We start from the raw sequence: 18,310 nt of genomic DNA, 5'->3' as shown, positions 1-18,310 counted from the left end.
CAAATAAAACAAAAAATCGCTCTGGTCATAGGTACAGTGAATCCCAGTTCCTCATAGATTAAGATTCGGTTCAGCTCCAGAAGCTGATCTTCGGAATAGTAGCAGTAGCCAGTATCGTGAAATGTAAATTGAACAAACAGCCCATCACGCTGATCGGCTGCCTTGTTGTTTTATTCATCAATCATCCAGCCTGAGTCTGTCGGTCCTGGATTGAACACCTTTGCTGTTCTATTCAGCCGCGCTAAACCGACTCGATCTTATCAATCACTGCCGACTTCATAGCAATGTATGCAAGATTATTCGAGTCAGGCCTCCTTTTTCTTACTGCCATCTATCTGTTATGCCTTGTAGTTTCCACTTACCATCTTCTAATTGAAACAAGACTACTGATCTTTCCTGTAAGCAGTAAAGCTGCGAGCTTGTTTTCGCTGCTGCAGGTATTCCCTGCTTTATTCCTTGGCATATCGCTTCCAATCGTTTGGCTCAATCGTTACATTTATCTATCTGTTATTCATTTCATAGATTTTTTGTAAGGTATTAAGGTGCATTGCTTTATCTTCGGGCGACTCAGCGAATTTATACCACTCCACAAGCCTGTATCCGAACATAACAAGGATTAGTTCATGGATACAATCATCGGAGATATGGGACACATCCGCATATTCCGAGAAGCCCCTGTAATACGCTGGAATGCATTTTTGGTAGTACTCAATCATATGAGAGACGTCCACTTCATCCGTTATTAAACTCGCGATATCCTCGCCCATGTAACCCCATCCGGCGGTATCCCAATCAATAAGTACGATTTTATTGTCCGAATAGAATATGTTGGCCACCCAAAAATCTTTGTGGCAAAGCACTATTGGCAGCTTTTCAATGCGACTGAATATTTCATCCGCGTTATTATCTATGTCTATGAGCATTTTACACAGATGCTTCGGAATTCCGCAGTCATCGAAGCGTATGTAATCATACACAACATCCCATGACCGATACCGCAAATAAAAGTTTTTCGTAAGCTCAACCTTGCTTAAGTTGGACAGATTCTGCATTACGTCTGGTCGTTCAGTGTATAGCTTGCCTTGAAATCGCCCCAATTCCTCGGCTATACGTGCATACATATCCGAGGTCAGATCTAAGCCTGATACCCCATCGATATATTCCATCCATAGCTGTATCTCATCGCCGTTCATCTCTGCGTGATAGCATTCTGGCCAGCAGAGCGATTCAGTGAAAGATTCACCGAAATCCGATGTATAAAGGTCGTATTCCCTGCGCCATGAATCTGGGTCGCCGTAGCGTTCCCATTTTCTCTGTGTTTTCCAAACCAGCCTATACGGCAAACTTTCACCGTCGGAAACTTCAGCCATGCCCGTTACAAGCCGAACAGCTCCTACTGTCCCGCCTTGCAGCTCTTTGAGTTGATAATCTGCGCGGATTATCGTTTTATCGAGCATTTTACTCAAAACAAGCGCTAGTATTTCGGGCTTTACAAAGCTTTCATCATGGTTGTTCATTTCTTGTATCCTCCCCTTTACGTATAAGGTAACGCTCCCAAAGCTCTGGCGCTTCCGAATATCAACCTATCGGCGGCGTTTCAGCTTCAATTTAGCTAATTATTTCAATCAATCATTGAACCGATCCTCACCAAAAAAGTAATGTTGTTTATTGGACATAAAAATACCGCGAACAAGCAGCCTCCTAAGAAGCTGCTGTTTCGCGGTGAAAAGCCAAAGGCCGGTTTATCAAAAAGGATGCTATCCCGTTAACAGCAGTATTCACAAAAGGTTACTATGCCCGATATTCAGTTAAGTTAAAACCACCAATACCATATAAGCAGACATTAAAAACATCTCCTATCGCGTGAAAAGTTGAAATCCAATTTCACTTCTATAGTGTCACATAACCCTTTGTGAGTAATCCATAGAAAATTTGATTATAAACAAATTTTACCACTTCCATTTCATACGCCCCATGTGCTTTTCCAAGTCCCCCGACTTCAGTGCCGCCTCCATTACTGTTACTGATCTTACTTTAAATAACTCCCTGTTAGCGATTGTTTCGCTTGAATGATTTGCGAAGGCATCCCCTCAAATACGATCTGGCCGCCCTTGCTGCCTCCATCAGGCCCCATGTCGATAATCCAGTCAGCCTGGCTGATCACGTCAAGGTTATGCTCAATGACGATGACCGTATTGCCTTTATCTACGAGTCGGTTTATGATCTCCATAAGAAGGCCGATATCCGACATATGCAAGCCTGTCGTTGGTTCGTCCATCACATAGATGCTTCCATCCTTATGAAGCTCGCTGGCCAGCTTGATGCGCTGACATTCTCCGCCCGATAGCGTACTGAGCGGCTGACCAAGCGTAATGTAATTCAGACCGACATCGCTCATCGCCTGTAGCTTACGCAAGACGTCCTTCAGCTGGAAGAAGTCCAGGGCCTGTTCTACCGTCATCTCCAGCACATCCGCAATGGACTTTCCATGAAGGTTGTAAGCTAACACCTCTTCCTTGAAACGTTTTCCGCCGCATGCATCACATGGCAGCTTCACGCTGTCGAGAAAAGCAAGATCCGTATACACAACGCCTAACCCTTGGCAATTCTCGCAAGCTCCTTTAGAGTTAAAGCTGAATAAGCCTTGATTCACTTTATTGGCGGAAGCGAACGCTTTGCGAATGTCATCCATGATGCCCGTATACGTCGCGGGATTCGACCGAGTTGATGCGCCAACTGCGGATTGGTCGATGACGATTGCATCCGGATGCTGATTCAGGAATAACTCGTTAATCAACGTGCTTTTCCCCGAACCAGCCACTCCGGTAACGACTGTTAATATTCCTGTAGGAATATCTAGGTTCACGTTCCGCAAATTATGAAGAGATGCGTTCCGAATCGACAGCTTGCCGGACGGCTGTCTGCAATCTTGCTTCAGGACAAGCGGGCGTCTCATATGCTTGCCTGTCAGCGTACCAGATTCCAGCAAGCCATGGAAGCTGCCTTCATACACGATATTGCCCCCTCTGCTGCCCGCGTGAGGTCCAACGTCAACGATATGATCCGCCACCTTAATGACATCGGGATCATGTTCGACGACAATAACCGTATTCCCCTTGTCGCGCAGCCGCTGGAGCAGTTCGCTCAGTCGGTGCACATCGCGAGGATGCAACCCGACGCTAGGCTCGTCAAATATGTACGTGACATCTACCAAGCTGCCGCTCAAATGCTTCACCATCTTCACGCGCTGGGACTCGCCGCCGGACAATGTATCCGTTGCGCGATCCAATGTCAGGTAGTCCAGTCCAATATCTACAAGATGCTGCAGTCGCTCCGTCAAGGATCTGACGATTGGCACAGCAACGGCATCATCGATCTCTCGAACGACTTTTATGAGCTGGCCAACCTCCATTGAAGTCATTTCTGCAATATTGTGTCCGTTAATCCTGCAGCTCAGCGCAGCCTGACTGAGTCTCGCTCCACGGCAACTCGTGCACGGACCCTCGGAGATGAAAGGCGCAACCGCTTTTTGGGTGCGTTCGGACTTCGTCTTCACGTCCTGCTTGATGTATTTATTGGTGAATTTCTCGATAATGCCTTCCACCGTCATATTCATCGCTTTACCTGCGAAATCCATTTGAACTTTCCTCGCCTTAGCGTATAGAAGACGCTCAAGTTCATCTTCCGAATAGGCGTCCAGCTTCTTGTCGGGGTCTAGAGCACTCGATTGAATGACCATATTCCATTCCCATCCGTCCACTGCGTAATCTGGAAGCAGAATAGCCCCTTCGTGCAGTGATCTCGACATATCCACTGCTTTGTTCAAGTTTACTCCAAGCCTTCGCCCCAATCCGCTGCACTCCGGACACATCCCCTGCGGATCATTGAACGAGAACATGCTTGCTTGCCCGATATGAGGTTGTCCCACTCTTGAGAAAAGGAGACGAACAATCGGAGTAATATCGGTAATCGTGCCCACAGTAGAATGAGAGCCGCCGCCTAATCTCTTCTGATCCACAATGAAGGCCATGCTTAAGTTCTCTATCGCATCCGTATCAGGCTGCGGAATTCGAGGCAGAAAGTTTCGCACAAACATGCTGAAGTTTTCGTTCAGCAACCGCGTCGATTCCGCTGCGATTGTATCAAAGACGATGGAAGACTTCCCAGATCCGGATACTCCGGTAAATATCGTGATTTTTCGTTTGGGTATACGCAAGGAAACATCTTTGAGATTATTCTCCCTCGCTCCAGTGATGACAATATGATTATGATCGTATGCAGGCATTCCTAACATCCTTTCTTCCGCAAACTGTAATTGAACTGAACGTGTCCATAACAGAAGTAAACCGGCTGCAATCGATATGCAGCCGGTTTACGAAACACGGTTTATGCCGTTCTCCCTGCTACCCACTCACTCTGCTATGATCTGTTAGAAGCTCCCAGCTTCGCTGCATGAATCCCGACAATGATTAGCCACGCAATGTCGGCTAAGATCAAAATGCGTCCAAACAATCCGGCCAAAACCTCAGGCCCAAATTGCCCGTCTTGCGGGATTTGCAGAATGAAAACGAGCATCGCGATGATTGCAATAACCGCGCTGGTAAGGAGTCTGTTTTTTATAGGTCTCCAAGCATCAAGTCGAGATAACGAAAGGCTAATCAACAATGCAGCTACCGGCGTATAGTCCAGCATCGCTCCGATAGAGTGCATCCTGCCATTAAACGTGGCATCATCCGGACTCATGGAGATAGGATCGGTCACGAAGATCCCAGCGATTATAACGCCAATTGCACTAATTCCAAGAATGACAAGTCCAATGTATCCCGTAACCGTACGAATTTGCGGGAAAATGGTAATCGCCACACTGATTTGGGCGACAGCCAGCAATCCAAAAGCCACGTGCATCATCCAACCAAAGTTGCCTAAAGCGTATTCGCTGATAAAGCGCCATGTCGGATCAAATTCAGGCTGCAGCAGATGAAGAATACTAAGAAGCAGTATGAACAATGCTCCAGAGAAGATCGACACAAGCGCAAATCTGGAGGCAGTCACCGTTAAAGGTTTTGCAACGACCAGCTGCTTAGCCAATACCCCATCCTCCCTCAGTCGAGACTCTCGTCATCGTGGATTCATATCCTCCACCGCCGGGATAATGCCATGCCCCCGTATTAGTGGTTCCATCAGAACTGAATTCTCCTTTAAAATAAGAAGGTGACCCTTTGCCTCCAGCCCAAATGACAAGCATATCCCCTTCTATTTCGTAAACATAATCAAACGTATTGCCCAGCGTATCGTAATAACGGGATTGAATATCCGCGCTACCGCTCTCGCCGAACGGTTTCAAGTGTCCTATCATCTCAATGCCTTTCACTTCCTGTCCATCTTGGGATAGATGGACGCGCTGAATCAAAAAGTGTCCGCCTTCCATCCACTCATAGGTTACCGTTCCTTCTGCTCCGCCGCTAATATGCCAAGTACCGACCAGACGATTGAGTGTTTGAAGATCCGTCATAGTACCCTTCTCCTCGCGCCATATGTCTTATGATTTGAAATCAAATACAGCCTTTGCCAATCCATCAGGAGCCATCATGACTGCAGAATGGTCTTGTCCAGCGAGAGAGTGAATTGCAGCCTTTGGCAATTGATTGACAAGCGCGCCTGCCGCGTCATGGAAGAGCGGTTCGCTGTTCTCCCCTGTCATAATCAAGGTTGGAATGCTAATGTTCCATCTGTTCGCGGGAAGCGGGTTCCCCGACTGTGTGGTTCCCATAATCAGTCCATCATAAGCAAGCGTATGTGCCAGAGACTCCATCTTGTTCCAAGAAGGGTCCGCCTTCATGTATCCGATGTATTCACCTGGAATACCTAGAGCCTCGGAGGCGAAGTATTCGACTGCTTCTGATCTGTTCCCGGCTTCAATCAATGAATTCAAATGTTTAACGTAGTCACCAGGCACGGGCTTACGGCTGTCGTTGATAATGAACGGCGGTTCGTACAAATAGAGACTTGCGATCCGATTCCCTAGCAGGTTTGCTGTCTCAAGTGCCAACACGGCTCCGGACGAGCTTCCGAACAGGCAAGCTTGGCCGCCTGCGACTTCGATTAGAGCCTCGATATCTTCCACTTCTCTTGCGACTGCGTAAGGAGCAGTATCCGTACTGCGTCCCCGTCCACGGCGATCGTAATTGTATACGGTGTAATGAACCGACAAGTGCTCGGCTAACTGCGAAGCATCTTGATGGTCTGCGGCTGCCGAAGAAACCAAGATGAGTGCAGGACCAGTTCCTTGTTTGGTATAAGCAATCTGTGTGCCATCCTTTGAAGTAACCGTCTCCATCTTGTCATTGCCTCCCATTAAGTTTTCTAAGTATTCTTCCAGTCGATCGTAGGCATCCGTAAATCCTTCCATCATGCCCATTGCTTCTGCATTGTCCAATTGTTCGCTAGTAGCGAATCGCGTCACGATACTAATTCGTGTTCCTTCGCTTTTTTCCTCGAACAATACGGTTGTGTACATTTCACTGTCCGTAACCATATTCCACTCGCTGTCGGCAAAGGTGTCGGTATACACCAGTTTGTGTGGTACCTCTACCTCATCATAAACAGCTCTGCAGTAGGCCTCTTCGCTGCTATTGTCATCCGCTTTTAAGCTGTATCGCCACACTCCGCCTGGCCGCACATCCATTTCATAAACGGTTGTCGTCCAGCCTTTCGGCCCCCACCATTTTGTAATATGTGTGGGTTCCGTCCAGCCTTCCCATACAAACTTGGCAGGAAGCGCAACGTTACGTTCGATAGTGAGTTCTCTGCGCTCGTGATTTTTACGTATGGTTGTTTTTCTTTTCATCTGCAGTCATCCTTTTCAGGTAGTTTTCAAGGGAATCCAGCCTTTTGTTCCAGACATCGCGGTAATTTAGCATGTAGCTCGCGATAAAACTGTTGATACCTGTCATAGATCCTCCTTCTTTTTGTAATCCTGCATATACTCCTCAAAATGGTCGAGACGTTCTTCCCATAGAATGCTGAAGGAATCAAACCATTCATCCAGCTCCTGAAACGGCCCGGCTTCAAGGCTGTAAATTCGCAGCTGTGCTTTGCTGCGTGCGCGCACCATCCCGGCCTCGCTCAAAATGCGTAAATGACGGGAAACGTGCGGCTGGCTGATACCTAGGGCTTGGACGATTTCTCCTACCGACTTAGGACCATTCCTAAGCAATTCAACAATGTTGAATCGATTAGGTTCGGCAAGAGTAAGTAACGTTAACTGCATGGTTGCTGATCTCATGTCCTTAATATATATTATGGTGTATATACATGTCAATATATATAAAGAGCATTTTATAGAATATAAGTAAACAAAGAAACTCCTAATGTATATAGGAGCTTCTTAGCGTATTTTTTAGTTATATTTTTGAAGATAACAAGGATGAACCGTTATAGGGAATCATCTTCTTTATATGCGCTCATTGATTTTGATCAACAATTTCTTTAAGACTTGCTTCTCCTCGTCGGTAAGGACTTGAACGATTTCTTCCTCCACCTTTTGGAATGAATCTTGAAAGTCTTCAATCAGTTCAATCGCTTTTGGCATTACATATATATTTTTTTGCCGTTCATTATTGGCTGGGATTTTGCGTTCGATGAACCCTTTTTGCTCTAGACCTTGAAGCATGCTTGTAATGCTAGCCCCACGTAGATGAAACCGATCTGCAAGGTCCTTTTGAATAATATGATTATTTTGGTTCTCGTATATATAGTCGATTACCTTTCCTTGTTGAGCATTTAACCCGAGCTCTTTTATACTCTCGTCTGCTCTTTTCTTTAACTTAAGACCGATAATCTGAAACAAATCCAGATAAGGCGTATCCTTCCGGGATTGCATGATCGTCCCCCCTGTAATTGTTAGGAATCTAATTGTAAGTAAATAAACTATACAGCGATCCTATAGGCTTGTCAAACAAACATTAGTTTATTGACAGTTAGGTTTCTAACAGTTATACTTCGAAGTGTTGAATGACATACACTCAGGAGGAATTCAAATGGAGAAGGTAACTCAAAACGCTGCGTTAGAACAAGTTACGGTGATTACAAATGTACGTATCTTTGATGGAGTTCAAATTATTGCGGCCAGACATGTTGCCATTAAAGGGGAGTCCATTATTTCAGTGGGTGGAGACCTTCCGTCCGATGCAGCGATTATAGATGGAGAAAATGCAACTTTAATGCCTGGACTGATTGATGCACATGTCCACACTTCAATCGGCGGATTACGAGATGCCTTGAAATTCGGCGTTACAACAGAACTTGAAATGAACGGCGATTTTACTAAAAGAGGGCGCGAGATTCAGCTTAAAAATATAAATGACATCGCAGACGTCCGTTCTGCTGGCACAGCGATCACCGCTCCGGGCGGACACCCAGATGAATTACTGCCGGATGGAGATGAAATACCGGAATTCGTATTAAAGGAACTAGCGAAGTTATCGGAGGAAGACCGGGAAGCGATGATGGCCGCATACGCTCACGATCACGAAGAAATACCGCAAGTGACGACAGTGGAAGAAGCGATAAAACATGTGCATACCCAGGTGGAGAATGGAGCCGACTATATTAAGATCATGATTGAAGAAGGAACGGTCATGGGTGCACCTGGCCTGCCAGTATTAAGCGACGAGATTCTAAAAACAGCCGTGACAGAAGCCCACAGGTTCAATAAGCTGGTCATCGCCCACGTCTTGACGGCTCATTCATCGCAAGAAGCCATCGACTTTGGAGTCGACGGTTTAGGCCACTTGTTTATTGACAGACCCGAGTACACGTCCGAGTTAGTGAAATCCATAGCTGGTTCAGGCGCTTTTGTTACACCATGCTTGGTGTTGAATTCATCGATTATTGGAAATCCGGCATCGGAATTGGCGAATGATCCGCGTGTTCACTCCAAATTGAGTCCAGACTGGATCGATATATTAAACTCAAGCTTTAATACGTTCCCACAAGGCAATATGGAAAACAGCTTTAAGAATGTGATGGACCTTCACCGTGCCGGAGTTGATATTCTGGTAGGGACAGATGTCGCGCCGGTCCCCGTTCCGAACCTTGGCGGACTTGCTCATGGGGCCAGTGTCCACCACGAAATGCAGCTGCTGGTGAAGGCGGGGTTCACTCCGATCGAGGCTCTGCAGTCGGCTACTAGCAAACCGGCCCGTTGCTTTGGTCTTCAAGATCGCGGCCGTATTACCGAAGGTATGCGCGCTGATCTTATTCTAGTCAACGGTGATCCGACTACTCATATTTCGGATACCTTGTCGATCAAATCCGTGTGGTTTAATGGTTCACAGCAACTAGGTTAATCCGATTCGATTACCCAGTACAATAAAAACTAAAACTCCGTGCCAAAGGTCGGAGTTTTAGTTGAATGAATTGATTATTTTAAGATTGATGCTCATCGCTTCCAACAGAATTATTAGTTAGCCACTGTTGAAGCTTTCAAATTGAGTTTGTAACCAACGCTGATTCGGTCAAAATAATCGGACCTTCCGCAGTAATGGCGATTGTATGTTCGTACTGCGCGGAAAGCGAGCCGTCAGCGGTTCTGGCGGTCCATCCGTCATCATCAATCGTCATTAACGCTTTTCCGGCATTTAGCATCGGCTCGATCGTAAAAACCATCCCTTCCTTCAAGCGGAACCCTTTACCCGGACTCCCGACATGGGGAAAGTTAGGTTCCTCATGCATCTCTCTTCCTACACCATGAGCGAGCAGATCGCGCACCACTGAGAATCCGTTTCGCTCCGCATGGGATTGAACCGCGTGCATCACATCGCCGATTCGGTTTCCGACAACCGCTTTTTCGATACCGAGATATAAGCATTCTTTCGTTGCACGCATCAATTTACGCGCTTCCTCCGTCACCTCGCCGACCGCATAACTCCATGCTGAATCGCCGATCCAGCCATCCGCTTCCGCGACAATGTCGATGGTGACGATGTCGCCTTCCTTGAGCGGCTCCCTGCTCGGAAAACCATGTGCAATGACGTCATTGACAGACGCACATGTTGCATACGGATAGCCGTTGTAGCCTATTGTATAAGCCTTGGCGCCATTCTCCTTCAGGAACCGCACCGCAAACGTCTCAATATCGAGCGTTGTGACACCCGGCCGTATCCGATCTGCAATGGCTTGATGGAAAGCAGCGACAATTCGGCCGGCTGTTCTCATTTCTTCAATTTCTTCTTTCGATTTTAGAATGATCATTTCCTTTAATTCTCCTTTGACTGTAAGTCAGAAAAAATCATATCGACGATCCCTTCCACATCGATCTCGTTCCGCATGTTGTGGTGGATATTTAATGCTGCGTAACCCACAAGCGAGCCAAAAATTAGATTAGCCCTTTTATCCGATGATTGGGAACCAATGCCATCACGAATCATTGCCACAAACGGCAAATAGATCCGTTCCTGAAATTCGGCAAACAGCTTGCTGAACCGGTTTCCCGGGAAGTGATGAAAATTATCCGAAACCGTTTTAAGTAAAATAAATATAGAAGGATCCTGGATGCAATTCCGCAGGAGCAGCCTGGAGAACGACGCAGCTTTAAGCAAACTGCTGCCGTCCCCCGATATAGCGGGCTGTACGGCCGACTCCGTTCGATTCAGGGCATCCCACAGTAAATCTTCCAAAAGCATGTGCTTATTTTTGTAGTAATGATATACGGTTCCGTAGCCGAGCTCTGCTTTGACCGCAACATCTCGTACTTCCAATTGAATGCCCTTCTCCAAATATACTTCCGCAGCCGCTTGCATGATTTGGTTCATCCGCATCTCCCGAATCGCATCATTCTGTTCTTTGGTACGTGGTGACATGGCTCCTCCTTTTTAGACCTGCTGTAATGTCAATGTAAAAACTAATATACATCAAATAGAAGTAAGGATCAAGCTCTTCAACCTTACACACAACTTAATTCCGCTAAACTCAAAGAAGCCGCGATTTACGCGGCACTTAATGAGATAACGTTCTTGTCATCCGACACATGGCTGTGACAAGGCTGGTTAAGAGATCCTGATGAGCTCATTTCGTTCATGAATTAATACGTATTATATATGTTATCACATTCACCCGGAGTCGGTTCATAAAAACAGTGCTTCTTCCAGCGTCCTGCGAGCGGCTGATTATACCAAGTTGGCGGACATGGTCCGGGACTTTCGAACGATCCTGGGCGGAAATACCATAGGGAATATTTTCCAGGCCAATTCCGCTCCCCATTCACAGACCGTTGCGCCAGACGGCGTTCCCTCTCTCTTGCATTTTGATAATACAAACTATGCTGCAACGCTTCGAACGCATGCGGCTGGTTGATCATTTGGGGTATGGTCCGGATATCTTTAAAATCGGAACAATTCCCTCTTATTCGGTTAATGCCAACATTTCCAACAAGGAGCATGCCCATTTCGCCTTCGGTCTCAGCCTCAGCTCGAAGCAACCTTGCCAACATCTTAATGTCCTGTTCCCTGGCTTTTACGACTGCCATTGGCTCACCTCTTTAGATTTCTAGACTCATCATATTGTAGGTAAAGCGGATGTGTTACTCGGTATGCATGAAAAAACCGGACCCTCACAAGGAATCCGGTTCTTATATTAGCTAGCAGTCTCAATTAACGTCATCTTTAATGTAGCAACCCATGCTTTTCTTAACTGGCTTCTTGTTTGCTACTTTTATTGTTTTCGGGGGAAGCCATGCCTCTTAGCTCTCCACGAAATAAGCAGCGCCACAAGCAAAAGTGCCAACAGTACTCCCGGGAAGGCCTGTACACCAACTTGCTCTAATAAAATCCCGCCTATAATGCCTCCGCTGGCTATGGCTCCATTCCATACCATTACATTAATGGGCATCACGATATCAACGCCTTCTTCACCGCTTGCATCAGCCAACGCGGTTTGCAATAACGTGGCGGCACCGCCGAAGGTTAGCCCCCATAACGCAACAGCTATATATACGATCGACGCCGATGTGCCGCCAGCCCACAGAGCAACAGACGCGAGCGCAAAACCGAATAAACTGATCAATACCATCAGGCGCAGCTTGCGGTCTATCAGCATGCCGACAATCCAGATGGAGACAAGCGCGGTGATTCCAAAGACGAGCAAAACAAGATCGACACGCTCTGAAAGTCCGGAATGCTCAAGAAATGGCGCAATATACGTATATAGAATGTTATGTGCCAGCATCCAGGTTAGCACCACCATTAATATCGGACGGATACCTGGCATAACAAACACCTGACGGACTGTCATTCTCTTCACAACAGGTTGCCCGGGATAATCCGGCACTTTCCATAACACCCAGCAGATTAACAAAAGAGTCAGAGAAGAGATAAGTCCAAATACCGCGCGCCAACCGACCAGGTCACCAAGCAAAGTTCCGGCCGGCACCCCAAAGGTAAGCGCAATCGGTGTTCCTACCATTGAGACAGCAAGGGCGCGTCCCCGCAGAGCTTCAGGAACCATTCGTCTCGCGTAACCGGCGATCATCCCCCAAGCCCCGCCGGCAGCTACACCAGCGAGAAATCGTGAAACAAGAATCAGAGCATAGCTGGTCGACAAAGCGGTAACCGTGTTGAAGATTAAAAATCCCGCAATAATGGCGAGCAGCAGCGGACGCCGCCGCATCCCTCCGGTGAACATGACGAATGGAATCGCCGCAACAAGCGATCCAATGGCATATAGGGTTACGAGCTGCCCAGCCATCGCTTTCGAAATATTCAGCCCTTCCCCGATTAATGGCAGCAGCCCGGCTGGAATGGTTTCTGTAAGAATACAGATAAACCCTGTCATCGCCAATGCCAGCAGGGCAAGCCAAGGAAGCCTATCAGGCATGTGGTCCGATTGGATCACGCCTGTGGATGATGAAAAATTAGACAAATTAGTTTCCTCCTTAAGATCAGTTCACTTCTGGATCAATCATTCCAAATGTTAAACCAACGACACTTTACTTGTCAAGGACTTATGGATCGATTAGTATAGAAGTATTAAAGGAGGTCTTCTTATGGCACGAACGGGACGCCCTCGCGCATTTAATCGTGACGAGGCAGTCATTTCGGCGATGCTTCTATTCTGGGAACATGGCTTTGAATCCACTTCCCTTGCTCAGCTGCGCGCTGCGATGGGAAATATATCTGCAGCGAGTTTTTACGCGGCCTTCGAATCCAAGGAAGCTCTGTTCCGCGAAGTGGTGGATCAATATATCTCTACTTATGGACAGGTATCGGAAAGCTTCAGGGATCAAAATCTGACAGCGAAAGCATCCATCGAGCAGGGACTAAGGCGATCGGCACAGATGCAAACAGAGAGTTCCCATCCTTTAGGCTGTTTGTTGGTTTCATCCGCTGTAACCTGTTCTCCTGAGCAAAAACACATTCAAACCATGCTCTCCAAGGAACGAGCAAAGGTACGCGGTTGGCAGAAAGAATGTATAGAACGGGCCGTAGTCAATGGTGAGTTGCCCGATTCGACGGATATCTCCATGCTAGTTACTTTGTTTGACACCTTTCTTCAAGGCATTTCATCACAAGCCAGGGATGGTGTTTCACTTGAGGACATTGATGCTGCTATCACCCTGCTGATGAGAGTATGGGATGACCTATCTGCTAACGGGGAAATGATAAGTGAGGATTAGTTAGGCTTCGTGTAAAAGCAACCAAAGTTGCTGCTGCGAGAACGGTACCTGCAACACCGGACAAGGACATCCATTCTCGCGCATTGCACAATGAGTGCAGTGCCTATGACTCAAAAAATTGAAACAGCGACAGCAAAAGGACAAGAACATACAGTCCTAGCTGTCGCTATTTCATTGAGATATCGTGCTCCTCGTACTCTACAATGAAGTTCTGGTAGACGATCTTGAGCGGCTTGATGCCCCTACCACTCCTGTCGATTTAAGTGCTCGTGTTCACATTTCTGACAAATTTAATTGGCATATAACTCTAAAGTGCCATAGTGAATATCGAGTTCCTCCACGTATAATTACCGTCGTACCAATGTAGATTTTAAAATCACAAGGAGGTCCCCATGAGTCTTAATCCCCCCACTGCCCCTGCTTCACAAACTGCGGTAGAGAACAAAACTTCTAAACCGAGACTTCTATCCGCGCTATACCAATCTGTCTGGAGATGGCATTTTTATGCCGGAATAATTTTTGCCCCGTTTCTAATTATTCTCGCGTTCAGCGGCTCAGTCTATCTCTTCAAGCCACAAATCGAAGCCTATTTGTATAAGGACATGCTGACCGTTCGAGAGGTTGGCGCAGCACAGATGTCAATTGATGAAATCATTGCAAAGACAGAACGAGCTTATCCTGGGACTTCAGTATCCTCGGTTGAAGTTTCGGGGGATTCCGCCGCTACAATTAAGCTATCCGCCAGCCGCAATGACGTCACCACGACGATGTATGCGGATCCCTACACTGGCAATATTGCCGGCATGATGAACAGCGATAAAACATTTACAGCATTTTTCAAAAAAATGCACAGTCAGCTCGTCATCGGCGGTACGTGGGCCAACCGTCTTGTCGAATTGGCCGCATGCTGGGCGATTATTCTCGTCGTAACCGGCTTGTATTTATGGTGGCCGCGTAACCGATTCCAAATTTGGGGGACGATTCTGCCAAGGTTCAGCAAGCCGGGAAGCCGCCAGTTTTGGCGTGATCTCCATGCTGTACCGGCCTTCTGGCTCTCCGTGTTTATCATCATTTTAATTGCATCCGGGTTGCCGTGGTCTGGAATACTTGGTGGTCAAATTGACCGTATCGCCAATTCCACGAATACCAATTACCCGCCATACGCGCTCAGCTTTTTGGATAAGCCTGAATCAGTAACCTTGACCAAAGATATTGCCGAAGATGTTCCGTGGGCTTCCGAGAACCTTCCGGTTCCCGAATCAAGTGCTGGAGGCTATCTGAAGCTTAAGGTTGAAGATTTAAAGACGATTGCCGACAAGCAGGAAGTGGCACCTCCCTATACGATATCGCTGCCCCGCGGCGATAAAGGCGTGTACACGATCGCTACTTCACATTCAAGACCAGGGGATAATGCCACACTGCACGTGGATCAATATAGCGGAGCTGTGCTCACGGATGTTCGGTTCGGAGATTACGGGGTAATGGCGAAGGTTATTACAATGGGTATCGCTCTCCACGAAGGAAGGCTCTTTGGACTCGCAAATCAAATTCTTGGACTAATTACAGCCCTTGGCGTAATGCTGTTGGCCTTAAGCTCCTACTTCATGTGGCGCAAACGGAAGCCGAGTGGCAAGCTAGGCGCTCCTCCGCGGGCTAAGGACAAACGCATTACAATAGGCGTGCTTGTCATAATGCTTATATTCGGAGCCTTGATGCCTTTGGTGGGCTTATCCATCATCGTTGTTATCTTGCTTGACTGGTTGATCATTCGCCATATTAAATCGCTGAGAGCCTGGTTCTCGGCTTAATGTAAGGAGGAGCGAATTAAAATGTCGAATCGCAATAACTGGCGAAATATAGGCTTTTCCACACTGCTTGCTGCTATGCTTCTGTTAAGCGCATGTACCGCCAATGTTGATTCTGTTGATGAGAATGGGCTGCAGCCGCATCTGAAAGTCGACTTACACATTCCGGAGAAATTGGTCCTGCATGAGAATAACTCATTTAGTGTTCAGGTGATGAAGGACAGCCAACCTGCGGCGGCAGATCAAATCCACTTTCAGTTCTGGCCTGAAGGCAAGTCTGAGCAGGCAGTGACACTCGATGGCAATAAGATTGACGAGGGTGTATATGCAGTCGATTATCGTTTAATGGAGCAAGGGATATATGTTGTAAGATGCTTTATTGCATCTGACTCATTAGAAGTGATGCCAGCCAAGAGGTTTGCCATCGGCTCGGAAGCAGTGCTTCATCTGGAGGCATTGGAGGAGCAAGAAGCGCAAGGCAGTCTGTCACAGTCGAATCAGGCAGCGGGTGGACATCATCACCACTAAGCCGATGTCCAGAAGCGCTAACCACATCTCAATTGCTCCAACGGCAATGCTTGATGTATGTTGGATTTGTTCATGATAAAGTGTTACATTAGTGTAGAATCGCACATACGTTCGTCATCCATATGTGTTGTTGAGATTACCCGCAAGTCACTTGAGGAGGGTATCGACATGGACAAGAATACTGTACATCAAACAAACATTATAGGCGCTGGCGAGGTTGGCTCCGCCGTCTCGATCGACATGGACAAAAATGCTGTGCATACAGCAAACAGTCTTTATTGGGATACACAAGGAAATGACTTCTTAGGAGCAATCGTGCTTCCTTATTATGGAGCGTTTGTCTCAGAAGAAAAATGCCAGCTGTTTGGCGATGTCTCAGGGAAAAAGATGCTGGAGATCGGCTGTGGAAACGGGCAATCCTTGCACTATCACGGAGAACGCCAAGCATCTGAACTATGGGGTATGGATCTATCAGAAAAACAAATCGAAAAGGCAACGCAACATCTAAAGTCATGCGGTCTTGCGGCGCAACTGATCTGTTCTCCCATGGAAGAAGAATGCGGCCTGCCCGTCCATTATTTTGACTATGTTTATTCGATTTATGCCATAGGCTGGACTACTGACCTTGAGGGTACTTTTGACCGGATCGCATCTTATCTCAAAAAAGACGGTGTATTTATTTTCAGTTGGTCTCACCCTATACATAAATGTGTTGCTGCAGAAAATAATAGCCTTGCTTTCAAAAAAAGTTATTTCAATGAATCGTGGTATTCGGTATCTCTTGCTGAGGGTGCGCTAACCTTATCGGACCGCAAACTATCCACCTATGTGAATGCCTTGGCAAAGTCGGGTTTTGTCATTGAGCAAATGATTGAGGAATCTGATGAAGAAATGATGCAAGCGCGGGGCGAAAACAACGATTTTGCCCAAAAAGCAATGATGCTTCCTGTCACATTTGTAATCAAAGCAAGAAAATTATAGCATCCCTATCCCATTACTCCTCGGAATCGGATTTCGAATCCTCCGAACGCTCCTGCCGCGGCTTTCTGAACCAGGTAAAGAACGACAACACGATTGCAGCTGCGGCAAAAAACACCGGTTGCGCCCAAGGATATTTCAGCATCATATCGGATTTCCAAAACGCCATAAAGCTTGCCATCCTATCACCTCCCCGCTTATTCGTCAGACTTGTTTTCTTCGCATCCAGGATACCGCCATCAATAACATGGGGATGAATATCATTAAGGATAAATATATGGGGCTGTATGGGACGATCTTCTCTACCACAGTAATATGTACGATCACATTCGGTGCCATGGTTAGGCCGAGTACAAACGCAATGAAGCAGACAGGTATAATAAAACTGCGGTTGCTCTGCGCGTAGGTTAGCTTTTGAATACTCCGGATCGTAGCAAACAGATAGATATACGTCTTTAAGAATGCCATGAAGCAAAAGTACAGAACACCTGTCGCATCGAGCTGCGTAATGAAATCCGCAACGTTAATGGTTTGGATTAATGCATACATGGGGTAAGTCGCCCGTTTAAATATCTCTTCTCCAAATACAGAAACCGCCATGGCATCCGTATAAGCGATAAAGGTGCCTGCCAGAAGAGTCGACAGAAGCATCGTTCGGCCCACCCGTCCCTTGGGCTTGACTGATGTCCAGACCATCGCCAAAGCAAGCGACTCCCCATAGGATTGAATGATCCCCAGCGGCCAGACCACCTTCCACACCCTGTCCCATCCTTTGTCCAGCAATGGGAATAAGTTATCGAGGTCGATCACTCCGGTGCTCATAATTAATACCACTTCAAAGATATAGATGAGACCCAGAAGCGGAAGGATGATTTCGGCCAATCTTCCCATCACCTTTAAACCCAGGAATAGCGCGTATCCAATGACCATGATAAAGATCGCCAGAATGGCCCATGAAGGCGTACCGGGCAAAATCGTCGAAGGCACCAAATTGTTGATGTCTGCAACGATCCTCCCTGCGATATACAAAAACAATAACGGATGGAGCCAAGCGATAGGCGTACCCAGCCATTTGCCGAATTGTTTCGGGTAACATTCAATATAGGTCAGGCCCGGGTTTAATTGAGTGACACTGACATAAACCATGATGACGACTGCTCCCAAAACGGTGGAAATCAAAACCGCCAGCCAGGAATCTCTTCCTGCCCCAGAGGCGAATCCAAATATAATGGTTGTCCCGATCTGATAGATAATGGAGATCGCCAGCAATTGATGCCTAGAAATAGTGTCCATACCGTAATATTCCTATTCCTTATGCGAATTTAAT

General features: G+C 46.9%; 18 protein-coding genes and 1 pseudogene. 5 read left to right on the top strand and 14 right to left on the bottom strand.

Features of this window, described 5'->3' with window-relative positions; all coding sequences use genetic code 11:
• Positions 1-29 precede the first annotated feature (29 nt).
• From AC0YNW_RS06335 to AC0YNW_RS06300, 8 genes and pseudogenes are all read right to left on the bottom strand, one after another.
• Positions 30-119: pseudogene (locus AC0YNW_RS06335) on the bottom strand (MerR family transcriptional regulator); the annotation flags it as partial.
• A gap of 381 nt (positions 120-500) precedes the next feature.
• Positions 501-1,517 (bottom strand): aminoglycoside phosphotransferase family protein, encoded by a 1,017-nt coding sequence (locus AC0YNW_RS06330; protein ID WP_475831205.1) that lies wholly within the window; start codon positions 1,515-1,517, stop codon positions 501-503.
• 512 nt (positions 1,518-2,029) lie between these two features.
• Positions 2,030-4,285 (bottom strand): ATP-binding cassette domain-containing protein, encoded by a 2,256-nt coding sequence (locus AC0YNW_RS06325; protein ID WP_475831204.1) that lies wholly within the window; start codon positions 4,283-4,285, stop codon positions 2,030-2,032.
• A 134-nt stretch (positions 4,286-4,419) separates the two neighbouring features.
• A complete protein-coding gene (locus AC0YNW_RS06320; protein WP_475831203.1) occupies positions 4,420-5,088 on the bottom strand; it encodes a DUF998 domain-containing protein in 669 nt (222 codons plus the stop codon).
• Positions 5,081-5,512 (bottom strand): hypothetical protein, encoded by a 432-nt coding sequence (locus tag AC0YNW_RS06315; protein ID WP_475831202.1) that lies wholly within the window; start codon positions 5,510-5,512, stop codon positions 5,081-5,083. Before AC0YNW_RS06315 ends, AC0YNW_RS06320 begins: the two co-directional genes overlap by 8 nt.
• A 27-nt stretch (positions 5,513-5,539) precedes the next feature.
• Entirely contained in the window at positions 5,540-6,847 is a 1,308-nt protein-coding gene (locus AC0YNW_RS06310) for an alpha/beta fold hydrolase (protein ID WP_475831201.1), read from the bottom strand.
• 102 nt (positions 6,848-6,949) lie between these two features.
• Complete coding sequence (locus AC0YNW_RS06305) at positions 6,950-7,270, bottom strand: ArsR/SmtB family transcription factor (protein WP_387479084.1); 321 nt, start codon at positions 7,268-7,270, stop codon at positions 6,950-6,952.
• 183 nt (positions 7,271-7,453) lie between these two features.
• Positions 7,454-7,882: a MarR family winged helix-turn-helix transcriptional regulator gene (locus AC0YNW_RS06300; protein WP_387479087.1), complete on the bottom strand. Its 429-nt coding sequence runs from the start codon at positions 7,880-7,882 to the stop codon at positions 7,454-7,456.
• Positions 7,883-8,039: 157 nt separating this feature from the next.
• On the opposite strand from AC0YNW_RS06300, the gene AC0YNW_RS06295 reads away from it, so the two are divergent.
• Positions 8,040-9,350 (top strand): amidohydrolase family protein, encoded by a 1,311-nt coding sequence (locus AC0YNW_RS06295; protein WP_475831200.1) that lies wholly within the window; start codon positions 8,040-8,042, stop codon positions 9,348-9,350.
• Between the two features lie 136 nt (positions 9,351-9,486).
• On the opposite strand, the gene map is transcribed toward AC0YNW_RS06295, so the two are convergent.
• The 4 genes from map to AC0YNW_RS06275 form a co-directional block, all read right to left on the bottom strand.
• Positions 9,487-10,254: a type I methionyl aminopeptidase gene (map, locus tag AC0YNW_RS06290; protein WP_475831199.1), complete on the bottom strand. Its 768-nt coding sequence runs from the start codon at positions 10,252-10,254 to the stop codon at positions 9,487-9,489.
• Positions 10,255-10,259: 5 nt separating this feature from the next.
• Positions 10,260-10,862 carry a TetR/AcrR family transcriptional regulator gene (locus AC0YNW_RS06285; RefSeq protein WP_475831198.1) on the bottom strand — a complete coding sequence of 201 codons (603 nt, stop codon included), beginning with the start codon at positions 10,860-10,862 and terminating at the stop codon, positions 10,260-10,262.
• Positions 10,863-11,083: 221 nt separating this feature from the next.
• Complete coding sequence (locus AC0YNW_RS06280) at positions 11,084-11,527, bottom strand: cell wall hydrolase (RefSeq protein WP_475831197.1); 444 nt, start codon at positions 11,525-11,527, stop codon at positions 11,084-11,086.
• A 185-nt stretch (positions 11,528-11,712) separates the two neighbouring features.
• A complete protein-coding gene (locus AC0YNW_RS06275; RefSeq protein ID WP_475831196.1) occupies positions 11,713-12,918 on the bottom strand; it encodes an MFS transporter in 1,206 nt (401 codons plus the stop codon).
• 124 nt (positions 12,919-13,042) lie between these two features.
• Between AC0YNW_RS06275 and AC0YNW_RS06270 the strand changes: the two genes are divergently transcribed.
• The 4 genes from AC0YNW_RS06270 (at position 13,043) to AC0YNW_RS06255 (ending at position 16,986) form a co-directional block, all read left to right on the top strand.
• Positions 13,043-13,672 (top strand): TetR/AcrR family transcriptional regulator, encoded by a 630-nt coding sequence (locus AC0YNW_RS06270; protein ID WP_475831195.1) that lies wholly within the window; start codon positions 13,043-13,045, stop codon positions 13,670-13,672.
• Positions 13,673-14,064: 392 nt separating this feature from the next.
• A complete protein-coding gene (locus AC0YNW_RS06265) occupies positions 14,065-15,480 on the top strand; it encodes a PepSY-associated TM helix domain-containing protein (protein ID WP_475831194.1) in 1,416 nt (471 codons plus the stop codon).
• A 21-nt stretch (positions 15,481-15,501) separates the two neighbouring features.
• Positions 15,502-16,005: a FixH family protein gene (locus AC0YNW_RS06260; RefSeq protein WP_475831193.1), complete on the top strand. Its 504-nt coding sequence runs from the start codon at positions 15,502-15,504 to the stop codon at positions 16,003-16,005.
• A gap of 168 nt (positions 16,006-16,173) precedes the next feature.
• On the top strand, positions 16,174-16,986 hold the full coding sequence (locus tag AC0YNW_RS06255; RefSeq protein ID WP_475831192.1) for a class I SAM-dependent methyltransferase: 813 nt from the start codon (positions 16,174-16,176) through the stop codon (positions 16,984-16,986).
• Positions 16,987-16,999: 13 nt separating this feature from the next.
• Here the strand turns inward: AC0YNW_RS06255 and AC0YNW_RS06250 are convergent, their stop codons facing one another.
• Both AC0YNW_RS06250 and AC0YNW_RS06245 read right to left on the bottom strand, forming a co-directional pair.
• Positions 17,000-17,164 carry a hypothetical protein gene (locus AC0YNW_RS06250; protein ID WP_475831191.1) on the bottom strand — a complete coding sequence of 55 codons (165 nt, stop codon included), beginning with the start codon at positions 17,162-17,164 and terminating at the stop codon, positions 17,000-17,002.
• 23 nt (positions 17,165-17,187) lie between these two features.
• On the bottom strand, positions 17,188-18,276 hold the full coding sequence (locus AC0YNW_RS06245) for a GerAB/ArcD/ProY family transporter (RefSeq protein WP_475831190.1): 1,089 nt from the start codon (positions 18,274-18,276) through the stop codon (positions 17,188-17,190).
• Positions 18,277-18,310: the final 34 nt, after the last annotated feature.

Source organism: Paenibacillus sp. J31R120 (assembly GCF_056269225.1).
Note: the sequence above shows the minus strand (reverse complement) of the source record. Positions and strands in the feature narration are given on the sequence as shown.